Below are 18112 nucleotides of genomic sequence, written 5' to 3'. Positions count from 1 at the left end.
CACACCCTATCTGCTAGGAGTAAGGCATGAAACTGAAGCGTTTGATGGCGGCAATGACTTTTGTCGCTGCTGGCGTTGCGACTGCCAACGCGGTTGCCGCTGTTGACCCTGCTATCCCGAGCTACACCAAGACCACTGGTGTGTCGGGCAACCTGTCCAGCGTCGGTTCCGATACCCTGGCCAACCTCATGACCCTCTGGGCTGAGAACTACAAGAAAGAATACCCGAACGTAAACATCCAGATTCAGGCCGCCGGTTCGTCTACCGCGCCACCTGCGCTGACCGAAGGCACCGCTAACCTGGGCCCGATGAGCCGCAAGATGAAGGATAACGAGCTGCAAGCCTTCGAAACCAAGTATGGCTACAAGCCAACCGCTATCCCGGTTGCCGTGGACGCCTTGGCTGTATTCGTGCACAAGGACAACCCGATCAAGGGCCTGACCATGGCTCAAGTCGACGCGATTTTCTCCTCGACTCGCCTGTGCGGCGCCAAGACCGACGTCAAGACCTGGGGTGATCTGGGCGTGACCGGTGACCTGGCCAACAAGCCGCTTCAACTGTTCGGTCGTAACTCGGTATCCGGCACCTACGGCTACTTCAAGGAAGAAGCCCTGTGCAAAGGCGACTTCAAGCCAAACGTCAACGAACAGCCAGGTTCGGCTTCGGTCGTGCAGTCGATCAGCTCCTCGCTGAACGGTATCGGTTACTCGGGCATCGGCTACAAGACTGCCAGCGTGAAAACCGTTGCCCTGGCCAAGAAAGAAGGCGGCGAGTTCATCGAAGACACCGAAGAAAACGCCCTGAACGGCAAGTACCCGCTGTCCCGCTTCCTGTACGTATACGTCAACAAGGCCCCGAACAAGCCTCTGGCCCCGCTGGAAGCCGAGTTCGTGAAGCTGGTTCTGTCCAAGCAGGGCCAGGAAGTCGTGGTGAAAGACGGCTACATCCCGCTGCCAGCCAAGGTTGCAGCAAAAGCACTGGCTGACCTGGGTCTGCAGGAAGGTACCGAAGTCGCAAAAAAGTAAAACCCTGATCCGGGGCTAACCCCGGATCTCTTTGGGGGGCTTGTGTGGTGAGGGGATAAATCCCCTCGCCACGGAATTGCGTTCCAACACCCCCAAATTTTTCGCTCCGCTGCCGGTTTCACCGGGCGGCGGATTTGTTGCGTCACTGCACTGTCATCTTTCTGTCATACAGGATCGCTAGGGTGTGCGAATGAATGATCTGGCCAATTCCACAATGACTACAAATCCCCCCAAGCGAATTGATTTCAATACGCCTGAGCTACAACGCAAGCGCCGTATCCGCGCGCTCAAGGATCGCCTGACCCGTTGGTACGTCCTGGTGGGCGGCCTCGCCGTTCTCGGCGCGATCACGCTGATCTTTTTCTTCCTCGCCTACGTCGTTGCGCCCCTGTTTCAGGGGGCCAGCCTGACATCCAAGGACGCCATCACGCCGGCCTGGATGCAAGACGCCGGCAAGCCGTTGATGATCTCCCTGGAAGAGCAGAACCAGGTCGCGATGCGGGTTTCCGACAAGGGCCAGGCACTGTTCTTCGACATCGACAGTGGTGTCGAACTCAAGCGCGTCGATCTGCCGATCCCGGCCGGTGCCAGCGTGACGTCCATCGGTGACGACCAGCCAGGTCACCCACTGGTGGCGGTGGGCTTGTCCAACGGCCAGGCCATGGTGTTCCGCCACACCTACAAAGTCAGCTACCCGGACGGCAAGAAGACCATCTCGCCAGCCATTGAATACCCGTATGGCGAATCCCCGATCACGCTGAACGAGGCGGGTGGTGCGCTGGAACACGTCAGCCTCAACGCCAACGATTCGACCCTGATGCTGGTGGGTTCTACCGGTTCGCAACTCAATGTTTTGTCGCTGACCAGCGAAGAAAACATGATGACAGGCGAAATCACCAGCGAGCAGAAGCGCATCGATCTGCCGCAGATGACCGAGCCGGTGAAGAACATTTTCGTCGACCCGCGTCAGCAGTGGCTGTACGTGATCAACGGTCGTGCCCAGGCCGACGTCTTCAGCTTGCGTGACAAGAGCCTGAACGGTCGCTACAAACTGCTGGAAAACGGTGAAGCCGAAATTACCGCCAGTACCCAGCTCGTAGGCGGCATCTCGCTGATCCTTGGCGACTCCAAAGGTGGTCTGGCCCAGTGGTTCATGGCCCGCGACCCGGATGGTGAGCAGCGCCTGAAGCAGATCCGCACCTTCCAGATGGGCACCACGCCCATCGTTGAAATCACCGCCGAAGAGCGCCGCAAGGGCTTCGTCGCCCTCGACGCCTCGGGCAAGCTCGGCGTGTTCCACAGCACCGCACACCGTACCCTGCTGGTCGACCAGGTGGTCGAAGGCCAGGGCCTGTTCGGTCTGTCGCCACGGGCCAACCGCGTGATCGTGGAGGCCGGCGGCAAGTTGCAACCGTTGCTGCTGGACAACCCGCACCCGGAAGTGTCGTGGAGCGCGTTGTGGAGCAAGGTCTGGTACGAGAACTACGACGAGCCTAAATACGTCTGGCAATCGACCGCCGCCAACACCGACTTCGAACCCAAGCTGAGCCTGTCGCCGCTGACCTTCGGTACCCTGAAAGCCGCGTTCTACGCCATGCTGCTGGCCGCTCCACTGGCCGTCGCCGCGGCGATCTACACCGCGTACTTCATGGCTCCGGGCATGCGCCGCAAGGTCAAGCCGGTGATCGAGCTGATGGAAGCGATGCCGACGGTGATCCTCGGTTTCTTCGCCGGTCTGTTCCTCGCCCCTTATGTGGAAGGGCATCTGCCGGGCATCTTCAGCCTGCTGATGTTGCTGCCAATCGGCATCCTGGTCGCCGGTTTCACCTTCAGCCGACTGCCGGAATCGATTCGCCTGAAAGTCCCTGACGGCTGGGAAAGTGCCCTGCTGATTCCAGTGATCCTGTTCGTCGGCTGGCTGTCGTTGTACATGAGCCCGTTCATGGAGAACTGGTTCTTCGGCGGCGACATGCGCATGTGGATCTCCCACGACCTGGGCATCACCTACGACCAGCGCAACGCCCTGGTGGTCGGCCTGGCCATGGGCTTCGCAGTCATCCCGAACATCTACTCCATCGCCGAAGACGCCGTATTCAGCGTGCCGCGCGGCCTGACCCTGGGCTCGCTGGCCCTCGGTGCAACGCCGTGGCAGACCATGACCCGCGTGGTGATCCTCACCGCCAGCCCGGGCATCTTCTCGGCGCTGATGATCGGCATGGGTCGTGCGGTCGGCGAAACCATGATCGTGTTGATGGCCACCGGTAACACCCCGGTCATGGAAATGAACCTGTTCGAAGGCCTGCGTACCCTGGCCGCCAACGTCGCGGTGGAAATGCCGGAGTCGGAAGTCGGCGGCAGCCACTACCGCGTGCTGTTCCTCTCGGCGCTGGTGCTGCTGCTGTTCACCTTCGTCATGAACACCCTCGCGGAACTGATTCGTCAGCGTCTGCGCAAGAAATACTCGTCGCTTTAAGAAAGGTAGAAGTCTGTGAAACAGAACTCCCTGAAAGGATGGTTCAAGAGCGGCGCCCCGGGCGTCTGGATCAGCGGTGGCGCGGTGTCCATCGCGGTCATCATGACCATTGGCCTGCTGGCGGTGATTGCCGTGCGCGGCCTGGGTCACTTCTGGCCGGCGGACCTGATCCACGCCAGCTACGACGTGCCGGGCCAGGCCAATCATTTGGTCATCGGCGAAGTAGTGCAGAAGGAAGAAGTGCCACGTGCGCGTTTGAAGAGTGCCGGCCTGCCGGTGCCTGAGGACGGCCCGGAGTTCATGACCCGCGAGCTGATCAAGGTCGGCAACCGTGACCTGAACGGCACCGATTTCACGTGGATCGTCGGCGAGTGGCTGACCAATCAGAAAACGCCGGTCGAATTGATGGCGCTTGAGCGTCGCGAGTGGGGCAATTTCTACGGCTACCTGGTCAACGTCAAACAGGACGGCAAGGTGATTGCCGAAGGCGAGGCTGCATGGCCCGAGCTGCAGGCGCGGATCAACCGCGTGAATCAGCTGGCTGCCCAGCTCAAGACCCTGGAGAAGTCCGACATCGGCGCGATCAACGCCGGTCTCGAACGCATCCGCCTGCACGGCCGCAAATTGGAACTGGACGGCAAGCTCGACGCCGCTGCGCAAGCGGACATGGAATCCGAGCGCGCCGAGCTCAATGCCCGTTATCAGGACATCGAGGCCCGTCTGGGCGATCTGCACGCGCAGTTCAACCGCGACAGCCTTACTGCCCGCGATGCCAACGGCAAGGAAATCGAAATCAGCCTCGGTAAAGTGGTTCACGCCTACCAGCCGAACGCCATGGGCACCTTTACCAAGATCGGTTTCTACTTCAGCAAGGTCTGGGAGTTCCTGAGCGACGACCCGCGTGAAGCGAACACCGAAGGCGGGATTTTCCCGGCGATCTTCGGCACCGTGATGATGACGTTGATCATGGCGATGATCGTGACCCCGTTCGGCGTACTGGCCGCGGTGTACCTGCGTGAATACGCCAAGCAGAACACCCTGACCCGGGTGATCCGCATCGCGGTGAACAACCTGGCGGGCGTTCCGGCGATCGTCTATGGCGTGTTCGGGCTGGGCTTCTTCGTCTACGTGCTGGGTGGCTCACTCGACCGCCTGTTCTTCCCTGAAGCCTTGCCGGCGCCGACCTTCGGTACACCGGGCCTGTTGTGGGCATCGTTGACCCTGGCGCTGCTGGCGGTGCCGGTGGTGATCGTGGCCACCGAAGAAGGCCTGGCGCGGATTCCTCGCACCGTGCGTGAAGGCTCGTTGGCCCTCGGCGCGACCAAGGCGGAAACCTTGTGGAAGATCGTATTGCCAATGGCCAGCCCGGCCATGATGACCGGCATGATCCTCGCCGTGGCACGCGCCGCGGGTGAAGTGGCGCCGCTGATGCTGGTGGGTGTGGTGAAGCTGGCGCCGTCGCTGCCGGTGGATGGTAATTACCCTTACCTGCACCTGGACCAGAAGATCATGCACTTGGGCTTCCACATCTATGACGTCGGTTTCCAAAGCCCGAACGTCGAAGCCGCGCGGCCGTTGGTGTACGCCACGGCGCTACTGTTGGTGCTGGTGATCGCGACGTTGAACCTGTCGGCCGTTTATATCCGTAACCACCTGCGCGAGAAGTACAAGGCGCTGGATAGCTGATTAGCAGCAGCAATTATTTCTATGTGGGAGCGAGCCTGCTCGCGAAGCTTTTGGCGCCATTGATGGCCCCTTCGCCAGCAGGCTGGCTCCCACAAAAATTGAACCGAATTTGTTAGCACAGGGAGCCTCCCATGCAGCACGAAGCACATACCCACGGCATCAACATGTCGGCCCTGGGTCGCGACAAACAGAGCCTGAGCCTCGAGCAGGAAACCGTGGCCATCGAAGTGCCGGGCCTGAGCCTGTTCTACGGCGACAAACAAGCACTGTTCGACGTCAGCATGAACATCCCGAAACAGCGCGTGACCGCCTTCATCGGCCCGTCCGGCTGCGGCAAGTCGACGCTGCTGCGCACCTTCAACCGCATGAACGACCTGGTGGACGGTTGCCGTGTCGAAGGCGCGATCAACCTCTACGGCAACAACATCTACCGCAAGGGCGAAGACGTGGCCGAGCTGCGTCGTCGCGTCGGCATGGTGTTCCAGAAGCCGAACCCGTTCCCGAAAACCATCTACGAGAACGTGGTCTACGGCCTGCGTATCCAGGGCATCAACAAGAAACGCGTGCTCGACGAAGCGGTTGAGTGGGCGTTGAAAGGCGCGGCCCTGTGGGACGAAGTCAAAGATCGTCTGCATGAATCGGCGCTGGGCTTGTCCGGTGGTCAGCAACAACGCCTGGTGATTGCCCGTACCATCGCCGTGGAGCCGGAAGTGCTGCTGCTCGACGAACCTTGCTCGGCACTCGACCCGATCTCGACGCTGAAAGTCGAAGAGCTGATCTACGAGCTGAAATCCAAGTTCACCATCGTCATCGTGACCCACAACATGCAACAGGCCGCGCGGGTTTCCGACTACACGGCGTTCATGTACATGGGCAAACTGGTGGAATTCGGCGATACCGATACCCTGTTCACCAATCCGGCGAAGAAGCAGACCGAAGACTACATCACCGGTCGTTATGGCTAGTAAGCGGTTGTTGCTCACTAAACTGACGCTGCGGTCCACCGCACCTTACCGGACGCTCCAAGGACGCCAACATGATTAGTAAAGAAGGCCTTACCCACCACATTTCCGCGCAGTTCAACGCCGAGCTCGAGGAAGTGCGCAGCCACCTCCTGGCCATGGGCGGGCTGGTCGAAAAGCAGGTCAACGACGCGGTCACCGCGCTGATCGAGGCCGATTCCGGCTTGGCCCAGCAGGTGCGTGAGATCGACGACCAGATCAACCAGATGGAACGCAATATCGACGAAGAATGCCTGCGTATCCTGGCCCGTCGTCAGCCGGCGGCGTCCGACTTGCGTTTGATCATCAGCATTTCCAAATCGGTGATCGATCTGGAGCGCATCGGTGACGAAGCGACCAAGATCGCCCGTCGCGCCATCCAGCTGTGCGAAGAAGGCGAAGCACCGCGGGGTTACGTCGAGGTTCGCCACATTGGCGACCAGGTGCGCAACATGGTCCGTGATGCGCTGGATGCCTTTGCCCGTTTTGACGCCGACCTGGCCTTGTCGGTGGCGCAGTACGACAAGATCATCGACCGTGAGTACAAGACGGCCCTGCGTGAACTGGCGACCTACATGATGGAAGACCCACGCTCTATCTCGCGGGTCTTGAGCATCATCTGGGTACTGCGTTCGCTGGAGCGCATCGGCGACCACGCACGCAATATCTCGGAGCTGGTGATTTACCTGGTGCGAGGCACAGACGTACGTCACCTGGGCCTCAAGCGCATGAAGGAAGAAGTTGAAGGAACCAGCGGCGAAACCGCTAATGTTCCGGGCAAATCTGACGATAAGTAAGATTGCCCAATTAAAGCGCCCGGCCTATTGGCCGGGCGTTTTCGTTTGGGAGTCGCCGGGATTTTTTAAAGGGGTTGTGGATGAGTAAGGTCAGTGTGTTGGTCGTGGACGATGCTGCGTTCATTCGTGACCTGGTGAAGAAATGCCTGCGCAACTATTTCCCGGGCATGCGCATCGAAGACGCGGTCAACGGCCGCAAGGCGCAGTCGCTGCTGGCCAGGGAGGCATTCGACCTGGTGCTGTGCGACTGGGAAATGCCAGAGATGTCCGGCCTGGAGCTGCTGACCTGGTGCCGCGAACAAGACAGCCTCAAAGGCATGCCATTCGTGATGGTGACCAGTCGTGGCGACAAGGAGAACGTCGTCCAGGCGATCCAGGCCGGCGTTTCCGGCTACGTCAGCAAACCCTTCACCAACGAGCAACTGATCACCAAGGTCAAGCAGGCGCTGCACAAGGTCGGCAAACTCGACAGCTTGATCAGCGTGGCGGCGACCAAAACGATCTCGGCATTTGGTAACGACACCCTGAACGCATTGACCAGTGGCAAGCCTGCCGTGAGTGCTCCGGCGCCCGCGGCAGCATCCCCAGGGTTGCTCAACAGCCCACCGGTCAAGGCTCCGGTGGCTGCTACTGGCGGCGGTGGACGCGGCCAGGGTCAGCTGCGGCTGCCCAACGGCATCCAGCCGTGCGTGATCAAGGCGCTGAGCCTCAAGGAAGCGCTGCTGGTGGTCAAGCGCACCGACAGCCTGCCGCAGGTCCTCGACAGCGCCGTACTGGATCTGGAGCAGGGCGAGAGCGCCGAAGTGGCCCGCCTCAATGGCTACCTGCACGCTGTGGTGGCCCACGAGCCCAAGCCCGACAGCGACTGGCTGCAGCTGACCTTCCGCTTTGTCGATCAGGATGCGCAGAAACTCGACTACATTTCGCGATTGATCGCTCGTGGTACGGCGCAGAAGCATTTCATTCCTGGCGCTTAAGACCGCCTTCGCGAGCAAGCCCGCTCCCACAGGGTTTGCGCCGACCTGTAGGTGCGAGCTTGCTCGCGAAGAGGCCCTCGAAATCACCGTACATCCATCTGAACATCTGCCGACTTCACAGGTCCATTGCGCCTGCTAGGCTCAATCCAAAACCTGAATCGACAGAATCCCGCCCATGTTCGCGCGCCTACTGTTTTTCTGTGGTCTTTTCATCGCCTCGACTTCGGCCATGGCAGTGACCATCTACAAGTCCACCGACGCCAGTGGCGTGGTCTCCTACAGCGACCGCCCCACGAAAGGCTCCAGCGTGTTCACGTTCCGCGATCGCATGGTCGAGAACTTCGAGCGTCAGGTGTACCTCGTGATCATGAAAAAGGACGGCGTGGACAGCGTCTACGTTCGCAATGACCTGTATGCGCCGGTCGAAATCGAATTGAGCTTTACCGGGTTGAACAACGTCAGCGGTGCACCGAGTCGTCCCATTCGTCGGGTAATGCCATTGCGAAGCAGCATTCGCCTGGCGCAGCTCACGCCGACCAGGGCCGGGCGGCCGCTCGCCTACCTTCCCAAGTTCGAATATTCCCTGGGCGACCCCGAAGGCGCTGCCGTGGCCTACCGATACCCGTACCCCTGGCGTGGCGGACCGTTTCGCGTGAGCCAGGGCGCCGAAGGCCAATACAGCCACTTCGGCCCGAGGAATCGCTACGCCATCGACATCGCCATGCCGGAAGGCACGCCGATCATTGCCGCGCGGGGCGGGATCGTGGTGAAGACCGAAAACGGGCAGACCGGGCGCGGTACCGATCCGTCGGGCAATTTCGTGCGGGTGCTGCATGATGACGGGACGATGGGCGTGTACCTGCACCTGCAAAAAGGTTCGGTCAGCGTGCGCGAAGGGCAGCGGGTCGTCGTGGGCAGCCCGCTGGCGCTGTCGGGCAATACCGGCAACAGCAGCGGGCCGCATCTGCACTTCGTGGTGCAGCGCAATACCGGCATGGGGCTGGTGTCGATCCCGTACCAGTTCAAGCAACCGATGGGGGCGTTACCCAACTTCGCGCTGGGCAAACAATAATGCGTTGACTGATCTGACGCCTTCGCGAGCAGGCTCGCTCCCACATTTGAAATGCATTCCAATGTGGGAGCGAGCCTGCTCGCGAAGGGATCGACTCGGCTCTGGATCAGCCCATCAATCGAGCATCAACACCTTGGCCAGCACAATCTTCGGCCCTTTCATCTTCTTGATGATGATGCGCAGGCCTTCGACTTCCAGCACTTCTTCCTCTTCAGGAACGCGCTTGAGGCTTTCATAGACCAAACCTGCGAGGGTTTCGGCTTCAACGTGGTCCAGGTCGATACCCAGCAGGCGCTCGACCTTGAACAAGGGCGTATCGCCCCGTACCAGCAGCTTGCCTGGCTGATAAGCGAGGATGCCGCGTTCGGCCTTGCGGTGTTCATCCTGGATATCGCCCACCAGCACTTCCAGCACGTCTTCCATGGTCAGGTAGCCGATGATGTTGCCGTCGGCCTCTTCGACCACGGCGAAGTGCGAGCCGCCCTTGCGGAACTGCTCCAGCAGCTGCGACAACGGCATGTGCCGCGACACGCGCTCCAGCGGGCGGGTCAGTTCGGCCAGGTTGAACGACTCGGGAATGTGGTCCAGGGCCGCCAGCTCCAGCAGCAGGTCCTTGATGTGCAGCAGGCCGACGAACTCCTGGCGCTCGCTGTCGTACACCGGGTAACGGCTGAACTTGTGGCGACGGAACATCGCCAGGATTTCCTTGAGTGGCGCGTTGAATTCCAGGGTCACCAGGTCTTCGCGGGAGTTGGCCCAGTCGACCACTTCCAGTTCGCCCATTTCCACGGCCGAGGCCAGTACGCGCATGCCCTGGTCGCTCGGGTCCTGTCCACGGCTGGAGTGCAGGATCAGTTTCAGTTCTTCCCGGCTGTAATGGTGCTCGTGGTGCGGGCCGGGTTCGCCTTGCCCGGCGATGCGCAGGATCTGGTTGGCGCTGGCATTGAGCAGGTAAATGGCCGGGTACATGGCCCAGTAGAACAGGTACAGCGGCACGGCGGTCCACAGCGACAGCAGTTCGGGTTTGCGGATGGCCCAGGATTTCGGGGCGAGTTCGCCGACCACGATGTGCAGGTACGAAATGATGAAGAACGCGGTGAAGAACGACACGGCCTTGACCACTTCGGCCGAATCGACGCCCACGGCACTCAGTACAGGCGCCAGCAGGTGCGCGAACGCAGGTTCACCGACCCAGCCCAGGCCCAGCGAGGCGAGGGTGATACCCAATTGGCACGCCGACAGGTAAGCATCGAGCTGACTGTGCACGGTGCGCAGGATGTGTCCACGCCAGCCGTGCTGCTCAGCGATGGCTTCGACCCGGGTCGAGCGCAATTTGACCATGGCGAATTCCGCCGCAACGAAAAAGCCGTTGAGCAAAACCAGGATCAGAGCAAAAAGGATCATGCCGAAGTCGGCGAATATTGTTGCGAGGGTCAAGCCAGGGGAAGGGTCCATGATGGAGTTTTGCGGGTTCCGTGTAATCGAATGAAAAGAAAAAAGTGCACCTGAAAGGCAGGCACAAGTCAGCCAATGTAGCGGCTGACCGGGCAATTGCCTAGTGGCGTGTGCTGGCCGGTATCAGTCGGCGGTGCTGATCACCCGGGATTTGCTGACCTGAGCGGGTGCAAAGTGGCAGGTAAATGTACTCCCGTGGCCCGGCACGCTGCTGATTTCCATGCGCGCGCGGTGACGCAGCAGGACATGCTTGACGATCGCCAGGCCCAGCCCGGTACCGCCAGTGTTGGAATTGCGGCTGGAGTCGACGCGGTAGAAGCGTTCGGTCAGGCGCGGCAGGTGCTTGCTGTCGATGCCGATCCCGGAGTCCTGCACGCTCAGGTGCGCGCCTTGCTCATCGCCCCACCAGCGGATGCGGATGCTGCCTTCGGCGGGGGTATATTTCACTGCGTTGAACACCAGGTTGGAAAACGCGCTGCGTAATTCCGCTTCACTGCCCTTGAGCAGAATCGTCGGGTCGGCTTCCAGGGTGATCTGTTGATTTTTCTGGCCCGACAGCTGTTGAGCATCGCCCTTGATCGACTGCAGCAAGCCATCAATGGCCACCGGCTGGTTGTCCGACGGGTAATCGGTGGCTTCCAGCTTGGCCAGCAACAGCAGGTCATTGAGCAAGGTTTGCATGCGCCCGCCTTGCTGCTGCATCTGTTGCAGGGCACGGGTCCAGCGCGGGTTCACTTCCTCGACGTTATCGAGCAGGGTTTCCAGGTAGCCACAGATCACCGTCAGCGGCGTGCGCAGCTCGTGGGAAACGTTGGCGATGAAGTCTTTGCGCATCTGTTCCAGCTGATGGATACGGGTCACGTCGCGCACCAGCATCAGGTGCTCATTGTTGCCGTAACGGGTGATGTACAACTGGATGCGCATCCGGTCGTTGGTCGGCGAAGGGATTTCCAGCGGTTCGGCGTAGCTGTCCTGCTCGAAGTATTCCTTGAAGCGCGGATGGCGTACCAGGTTGGTCACCGGCTGGCCGCTGTCCTGCGGGGTCTTGAGGCCCAGCAGGGTTTCAGCGGCACGGTTCCACCATTCCAGGTTGCCGTCGCTGTCGAGCATGACCACCGCGTCTTTCAAGGCTGCGGTGGATTCCTGGACCCGATCGATGACCGCTTGCAGGCGCCCGCGAACGCGTTGGTCGCGACGTTGCAGATGGTAGATGCTGTCGAACACCTCGCCCCACAGGCCATAGCCATCGGGAGGTGCTTCATCGGGTTTGTGCAGGCGCAGCCATTCGTGCAGGCGTAGCAGTTGCTTGAGGGTCCAGGCCAGGTAAACGCCAAGCCCCGCGGCGAGGCTCCAGCCGTAGTAGCCGGTGACCAGGCCGATCACCAGGCAGGCGGTGACCAGCAGCAGCATGTGGCGAATCAGGGTGCCATGCCAGTTTTGGTTCACTTGAAAGCGCGTCCTTGTCTACTTCTAAAACGGGGAAATCCGGGTCACGCTTTTGTGGAAAAGCGGTAACCGGTGCCGCGCACGGTTTGTACCAGGTTTTCGTAGGCATCGCCGAGGGCTTTGCGCAGGCGCCGGATGTGCACATCCACGGTGCGCTCCTCGACATACACATTGCCGCCCCAGACCTGATCCAGCAACTGGCCACGGGTGTAGGCGCGTTCCTGGTGCGTCATGAAGAACTGCAGTAGACGGTACTCAGTCGGTCCCATTTCCGCCGGTTTGCCGTCAATGGTCACGCGGTGGCCAATCGGGTCCAGCAGCAGGCCCCCGACTTCGATCGGTGCTTCGCCGTCGGAGGGGCCGGCACGGCGCAGCACGGCCTTGAGGCGTGCGACCAGCTCACGCGGGGAAAAGGGCTTGGTGATGTAGTCATCGGCGCCGACTTCCAGGCCCTGGATCTTGTTGTCCTCTTCGCCCTTGGCGGTGAGCATGATGATCGGGATATCCCCGGTCAGCTCGTCGCGCTTGAGGCGGCGGGCCAGCTCGATGCCGGACGTGCCGGGCAGCATCCAGTCAAGCAGGATCAGGTCCGGTTTGCGGTCGACGATAATGGCGTGGGCCTGCTGGGAGTTCTCCGCCTCCATGCAGTCGTAGCCGGCCATTTCCAACGCAACGGCGATCATTTCGCGAATGGGCGCTTCGTCGTCGACGATCAGAATGCTCCTGCCAACCATGCCTTAATCCTCTTGTCATTTAACTGTCTTGCGCCGCATTAGATAACGGAATTATTGCAGTCGTGTGACAGTATTTTAGTCGCCCGGCGATTGTCATGAACCTGGGCTAAGCTCTAAGTCCGAATCCTGACAACCACAAACGGAAGGTTTCCATGAAACACATTGCTCAATCCTGGAAGGCTTTGCTGGTGACTGCTGCGCTTGCCTTGCCGACAATGGCCTTCGCCGCCGAGCCGGCGATGATGAAAGACGGCATGATGGTCGACCATAAGGGAATGACTTTGTACACGTATGACAAAGACTCGGGCGGCAAGTCGATGTGTAATGACGAGTGCGCCAAGAATTGGCCTCCGATGATGGCGCCAGCGGGGGCCACTGCTTCAGGCAAATGGAGCGTCATCAAGCGCGATGATGGTACGAGCCAATACGCTTACGACGGCAAGCCTCTGTATACATTCGTGAAGGACAAAAAACCCGGTGACATGGTAGGCGACAAAATGAAGGACGTCTGGCACGTCATGCACGAGTCGCAGAAGTAAACGTGTAGGAGCTAGCATGCTCGCGATGGTCGTCAACGATAACGCGGCAAGCCTGACATCCCGCGGCGTCTGTGAAACCTTCGCGAGCATGCTCGCTCCTACATGAAAACGGGTCAACGCAACCCGTAATCCAGCACGATCCCGACAAAAATCGCCAACCCGGCCCAATGGTTGTGCAAGAACGCCTTGAAACAGCGCATACGGTCCTTGTCACGGGTGTACCAGAACTCCCAGGCAAAACAGCCCGCCGCCACCGCCAGTCCCAGATGGAACCAGCCGCCGAGCTCGAATTTAGACCCGGCCAGCAGCAGGCAACCCAGCGCCAGCCCCTGAAGGGTCAGGATGATCACCCGATCAGCCTCGCCAAACAGGATTGCCGTGGACTTCACGCCGATCTTCAAGTCATCGTCGCGGTCGGTCATCGCGTAGTAAGTGTCGTAACCCACCGTCCACATCAGGTTGGCGATCCATAGCAGCCACGCCGCCGCCGGCAGTTCGCCGGTCTCGGCAGTGAACGCCATTGGCATCCCCCAGGAAAACGCCGCGCCCAGCACCACTTGCGGGTAATAGGTGTAGCGCTTCATGAACGGATAGGTGAAGGCCAGGGCCAAGCCACCGAACGACAGCCACACCGTTGCCGCGTTGGTGCACAGCACCAGCAGGAAGCTCAGGCCCATCAATAATGCAAAGAACGCCAACGCTTCTTTGGAGCTGATCTTGCCGCTCGGCAGCGGGCGCTGTTCGGTGCGCTTCACATGGCCATCGACCTTGCGGTCCGCCCAATCATTGATCACACAGCCCCCCGCGCGGGTCAGCACCACGCCAAGGACGAAAATCACGATATTGGCCAGCGACGGCGAGCCCTTGCCGGCAATCCACAGCGCCCATAGCGTCGGCCACAACAGCAGGTAGATGCCGATCGGCTTGTCCATGCGCGTCAGCTGAATGAAATCCCAGGCCCGGGGATTCAAGCGGTTCAAGGACTTGAGCAGGCTCTGGTACATCAGCAATTCTCCGGATGGACGCGGGCGGCGCTCCACAGGGTCGGCAGGAAGATCTCGGCCACCAGCACACTCAAGGCGCCACGGTCGAATCGCGAGCGGCGAGCCCACAGCCCGGGCGCCCGCACTTCGCTGGGCAACCACGCCTGCGGGTAGTGGCAAACCTCGATGGCACGGCGCTGGAAGGCGTGATCGCAAAACAGCAGCTCGCCCAGGGAGCGACTGCCCAATTCGTCCATGTGCAAGCCGTCGCCCTGCAACGCGCTGCGCGCCGCGACGCTGCGGGCAAACACCAGGGCTTGCCCGTGTCCACGCAAATACACCTCGCGCACCCAGCCTTCACTGCCCTCGGCCAGGTCCAGCGCCGCGCATTCATCCGTGCGCAGGGGCTGCCAGCCTTCGAATAATGGCGTGACGCTAAACGCATCATTCGTCAGATGAATGAGACGCCTGGTCAGCGAGCCATTATCGAACAACCAATCGAGGATAGACGTGTCGGGGAGAGGCGTCAGTTGGCTTTGAAAGAGCCAGGTTGGGGGAGGGCAGGGGGATTCTGTGTGTTGCACAATGAGTCATTATTGGCAGCAAAGGAGCCTGTGAGCTTACCATGTCAGCCACCAATGTTGATTGATCCGGGCCACCCGATGCTCCGAACCGGCTTGCATCTGTCGTGCCCGATCAGTAAAAAAACGCTTTGAGCTGGATGGCAACGCAGTAACCATCGACCGTCCGCGCCGGCAATAGCCTGAATCCCGAGGAATTACCTGAATGAAAAAGTGGCAATGTATCGTCTGCGGCCTGATTTATAACGAAGCCGACGGTTGGCCCGATGACGGCATTGCGCCGGGCACCCGTTGGGAAGACGTTCCGGCAGATTGGCTGTGCCCGGACTGCGGTGTGGGCAAAATGGATTTCGAAATGATCGAAATCGCCGCCTGAACAACTGAGGAGTAAGGAATGAACGCACCTGTCGTAATCGTTGGTACCGGGCTGGCTGGCTACAACGTCGCTCGCGAGTTTCGCAAACTCGACAGCGAAACCCCGCTCCTGCTGATTACCGCCGATGACGGGCGCTCCTACTCCAAACCGATGCTCTCCACCGGTTTCGGCAAAAACAAGGACGCCGACGGCCTGAGCATGGCCGAACCGGGCGCGATGGCCGAGCAATTGAAGGCCGAGGTGCGCACCCATACCCGCATCAGTGGCATCGACCCGGGCCACAAGCGCCTGTGGATCGGCGAGGAAGCGGTGATCTACCGTGACCTGGTGTTGGCGTGGGGGGCGGAAACCGTGCGCGTACCCATCGAAGGTGATGCAGGTGATTGCGTGTTCCCGATCAACGATCTGGAAGACTACGCGCGCTTTCGCGCGGCTGCGGCCGGCAAGCGGCGGGTCTTGTTGCTGGGCGCCGGCCTGATCGGTTGCGAGTTCGCCAACGACCTGACCCTGGGCGGCTACGAGGTGCAACTGGTTGCACCGTGCGAGCAGGTCATGCCGACCCTATTGCACCCGGCAGCGGCCGCAGCGGTCCAGGCCGGGCTGGAAAGCCTGGGTGCACGCTTCCACCTCGGGCCGGTGCTCAATCGCCTGCAGCGGGTTGCTGACGGCCTGGAGGCCCATCTTTCCGATGGTCAGGTCATACCGTGCGACGTGGTGGTGTCGGCCATTGGCCTGCGTCCGCGCATCGACCTGGCCGCCGCTGCCGGCCTGCAGGTCAATCGCGGCGTAGTGGTCGACCGGCACCTGCAAACGTCCCATGCCAACATCTACGCCCTGGGTGACTGTGCCGAGGTCGATGGGCTGAACCTGTTGTACGTGATGCCCCTGATGAGTTGTGCGAGAGCGCTGGCACAGACCCTTGCCGGCAACCCGACGGTGGTCAACTACGGCCCGATGCCGATCACTGTCAAAACCCCGGTGTGCCCATTGGTGGTATCCCCGCCGCCACGGGGTACGGAGGGCTTCTGGACAGTCGAAGGGCAGGGCGCCGACATCAAGGTTTTATGCCGTGATGCCCACGGCAAACTGCTCGGTTATGCCCTCACAGGCGCAGCCGTGATGGAAAAGCTGGCCCTCAACAAAGAGCTTCCGGCACTGCTGGCGTAAATACCGGTCGTTCTGTCGGAATCACCCCCATTTTGCCCGTACATTGGCCGTGCCGACACTGGCGCGGCTCCTCACTGCGTGCCATCCTCACTCCCGTCTGCCGCAGAGTAGAGCACCTGCGGCGCTTTGGGCGCTGCTCCATAGAGGGCGGCACGGACATAACAACAAAAAACCGTCAAAGGGGCTTCACTAATATGCGTAAACCAGAACTCGCCGCAGCCATCGCTGAAAAAGCAGATCTAACCAAAGAGCAGGCCAACCGCGTCCTCAACGCCGTTCTCGAAGAAATCACCGGCGCCCTGCACCGCAAAGACAGCGTGACGCTGGTAGGTTTCGGCACCTTCCTGCAACGCCACCGCGGTGCCCGCACCGGCAAAAACCCGCAAACCGGTGAGCCGGTTAAGATCAAGGCCAGCAACACTGTTGCATTCAAACCGGGTAAATCGTTGAAGGACAGTGTTAATCCGTAATCTGTTTCGCGAACCTGCAGTTCAGGGGAGCGGACTGAAGAATGGGCACGCCAATGAGATTGGGTGCCCATTTTTTGTTAATCGAGAAGTCTTGCTTATCAAGCATGTAGCCAAGTGGCTTTTGTCAACTGTCAGCTATGACAGTTACCGAACTTCAACCGATGGTTTATAAAAGGAGTTCATTAAATGCGGGCAAGGTGACGACATGACTTCGGACACTGCTATTGCAAAGGCTTTTTCCCCTGTGATAATCCCGGCAAAGATAAGGACGCTCTTTGACGACCTTTCTTTTGCGCACATTGCGGCCGCACATATTTCAGAAGCCACGGGCATACCGGTGACCATCGACGATGTCGTGACGCAGGACATGCTTGATAAAGTGACGGTCTTGAGTGTGCTGAGCGGGGCGCCTGGAAAGTTCACCAGCCTGCGAGGCATTGGGCATCTGCGCAATTTGCAAAACGTAATGATAGAAAATCAACCTGTCACTCGCCTGCCTGAAGACTTCGGAACGTTGGCAAAGTTGACGTCGGCGCACTTCATCAACAGCGCACTCAAATCAATTCCGGACTGGATAGGGAATCTCACCAGCCTGACCCAGTTGAATCTGAGCTCTCAAAGGCCGCTGGGCATTATGAGAGGCAGTATTCCGGAGTCGATCGGTAATCTGACAAGACTGGAACGCTTCGACTTGGGTAATAACAATAATCTGTGCGGAAAACTGCCAGACTCAATGGCTAGGCTGACCGCCCTCAAAAACCTGTTGATTCAAAGTAACGGGTTTGAAGACATGACTGTGTTGAATGCCATGCCTTCCACCACCAATATTAATTTCCACAATCAAGCCTTGGGCATTTTCGACTTGGGCAAAGTACGCCAAAACAATTCGCTGACCATCAGGCTGCCTGAAATATTTGTTCAGGCCCAAACACCGGATGACAAGCTGTATGAGCCGAGTGGAGTTCAAATCGTGGGCGCTCCAGGAACGCATCTGGACCCAAACCGGCATGATGTGCATTTGCCGACCGGCACCACTGGTACGTTCGAAGTGATGCTGGCGATTCATGGGCGGCTGACAAATGTGAACTATCGCTACGCGGTGATCGAGTAACGGCCAACGATCCTTTGGTTAGCGGATGAAGAACCCCGAGATACGTCCCGCGTCTTGCAGGAAGTTTCCGGCAAGCTTGCGGGACAAACATCAAAATGTCGCAGCCTTAGGCCATTCCTACAGGACGATTTTTTTTCATGTTCAGGATCGGTGTGTGAGGGCAGTCCAGAGCCGAGTGCGATGAATTACCTATTTACCATTCTGCTGATGGCCATGGCG

Annotated in this window: 17 protein-coding genes; 12 read left to right on the top strand and 5 right to left on the bottom strand. The window is 59.8% G+C overall.

Annotation, left to right across the window (positions count from 1 at the left end; translation table 11 throughout):
• Positions 1-26 precede the first annotated feature (26 nt).
• From HGP31_RS00305 to HGP31_RS00275, 7 genes are all read left to right on the top strand, one after another.
• Positions 27-1025 carry a phosphate ABC transporter substrate-binding protein PstS gene (locus HGP31_RS00305; protein ID WP_020797934.1) on the top strand — a complete coding sequence of 333 codons (999 nt, stop codon included), beginning with the start codon at positions 27-29 and terminating at the stop codon, positions 1023-1025.
• A 190-nt stretch (positions 1026-1215) separates the two neighbouring features.
• Positions 1216-3498: an ABC transporter permease subunit gene (locus HGP31_RS00300; protein WP_033042684.1), complete on the top strand. Its 2283-nt coding sequence runs from the start codon at positions 1216-1218 to the stop codon at positions 3496-3498.
• Positions 3499-3513: 15 nt separating this feature from the next.
• Positions 3514-5184, top strand: coding sequence for a phosphate ABC transporter permease PstA (gene pstA, locus HGP31_RS00295; RefSeq protein ID WP_020797932.1), 1671 nt, complete (start codon positions 3514-3516; stop codon positions 5182-5184).
• 131 nt (positions 5185-5315) lie between these two features.
• Positions 5316-6149, top strand: a complete 834-nt coding sequence (pstB, locus tag HGP31_RS00290; RefSeq protein ID WP_020797931.1) for a phosphate ABC transporter ATP-binding protein PstB — start codon at positions 5316-5318, stop codon at positions 6147-6149.
• A 71-nt stretch (positions 6150-6220) separates the two neighbouring features.
• A complete protein-coding gene (phoU, locus tag HGP31_RS00285) occupies positions 6221-6982 on the top strand; it encodes a phosphate signaling complex protein PhoU (protein ID WP_008064514.1) in 762 nt (253 codons plus the stop codon).
• An 80-nt stretch (positions 6983-7062) separates the two neighbouring features.
• Positions 7063-7959, top strand: coding sequence for a response regulator (locus tag HGP31_RS00280; protein WP_020797930.1), 897 nt, complete (start codon positions 7063-7065; stop codon positions 7957-7959).
• A gap of 175 nt (positions 7960-8134) precedes the next feature.
• Entirely contained in the window at positions 8135-9031 is an 897-nt protein-coding gene (locus HGP31_RS00275; protein WP_168756999.1) for a peptidoglycan DD-metalloendopeptidase family protein, read from the top strand.
• A gap of 114 nt (positions 9032-9145) precedes the next feature.
• Here HGP31_RS00275 and HGP31_RS00270 read toward each other — a convergent pair whose 3' ends face one another.
• From HGP31_RS00270 to phoB, 3 genes are all read right to left on the bottom strand, one after another.
• A complete protein-coding gene (locus HGP31_RS00270) occupies positions 9146-10486 on the bottom strand; it encodes a hemolysin family protein (RefSeq protein ID WP_008064508.1) in 1341 nt (446 codons plus the stop codon).
• 123 nt (positions 10487-10609) lie between these two features.
• Positions 10610-11896, bottom strand: coding sequence for a phosphate regulon sensor histidine kinase PhoR (gene phoR, locus HGP31_RS00265; RefSeq protein ID WP_240963565.1), 1287 nt, complete (start codon positions 11894-11896; stop codon positions 10610-10612).
• Between the two features lie 80 nt (positions 11897-11976).
• Entirely contained in the window at positions 11977-12666 is a 690-nt protein-coding gene (phoB, locus tag HGP31_RS00260; RefSeq protein WP_020797927.1) for a phosphate regulon transcriptional regulator PhoB, read from the bottom strand.
• A gap of 152 nt (positions 12667-12818) precedes the next feature.
• Between phoB and HGP31_RS00255 the strand changes: the two genes are divergently transcribed.
• Positions 12819-13205, top strand: a complete 387-nt coding sequence (locus HGP31_RS00255) for a COG4315 family predicted lipoprotein (protein WP_168756998.1) — start codon at positions 12819-12821, stop codon at positions 13203-13205.
• Positions 13206-13318: 113 nt separating this feature from the next.
• Here the strand turns inward: HGP31_RS00255 and ubiA are convergent, their stop codons facing one another.
• A complete protein-coding gene (ubiA, locus tag HGP31_RS00250; protein WP_020797925.1) occupies positions 13319-14209 on the bottom strand; it encodes a 4-hydroxybenzoate octaprenyltransferase in 891 nt (296 codons plus the stop codon).
• Positions 14209-14772: a chorismate--pyruvate lyase family protein gene (locus tag HGP31_RS00245; protein ID WP_033045499.1), complete on the bottom strand. Its 564-nt coding sequence runs from the start codon at positions 14770-14772 to the stop codon at positions 14209-14211. Before HGP31_RS00245 ends, ubiA begins: the two co-directional genes overlap by 1 nt.
• 202 nt (positions 14773-14974) lie before the next feature.
• Between HGP31_RS00245 and HGP31_RS00240 the strand changes: the two genes are divergently transcribed.
• The 4 genes from HGP31_RS00240 to HGP31_RS00225 all read left to right on the top strand — a co-directional run bounded on the left by HGP31_RS00240 (position 14975) and on the right by HGP31_RS00225 (position 17893).
• Positions 14975-15145: a rubredoxin gene (locus HGP31_RS00240; protein ID WP_007995385.1), complete on the top strand. Its 171-nt coding sequence runs from the start codon at positions 14975-14977 to the stop codon at positions 15143-15145.
• 18 nt (positions 15146-15163) lie between these two features.
• The gene (locus HGP31_RS00235; protein ID WP_020797922.1) at positions 15164-16312 is read left to right on the top strand and encodes an NAD(P)/FAD-dependent oxidoreductase; all 1149 of its coding nucleotides are present in this window, start codon (positions 15164-15166) and stop codon (positions 16310-16312) included.
• 194 nt (positions 16313-16506) lie between these two features.
• Positions 16507-16782: an HU family DNA-binding protein gene (locus tag HGP31_RS00230; protein WP_003213368.1), complete on the top strand. Its 276-nt coding sequence runs from the start codon at positions 16507-16509 to the stop codon at positions 16780-16782.
• Positions 16783-16987: 205 nt separating this feature from the next.
• The gene (locus tag HGP31_RS00225) at positions 16988-17893 is read left to right on the top strand and encodes a leucine-rich repeat domain-containing protein (protein ID WP_168756997.1); all 906 of its coding nucleotides are present in this window, start codon (positions 16988-16990) and stop codon (positions 17891-17893) included.
• The last annotated feature ends 219 nt before the right edge of the window (positions 17894-18112 follow it).

Source organism: Pseudomonas umsongensis, assembly GCF_012647205.1.
GTDB lineage: Bacteria > Pseudomonadota > Gammaproteobacteria > Pseudomonadales > Pseudomonadaceae > Aquipseudomonas > Aquipseudomonas umsongensis.
This window is presented reverse-complemented; position numbering and strand designations above follow the sequence as displayed.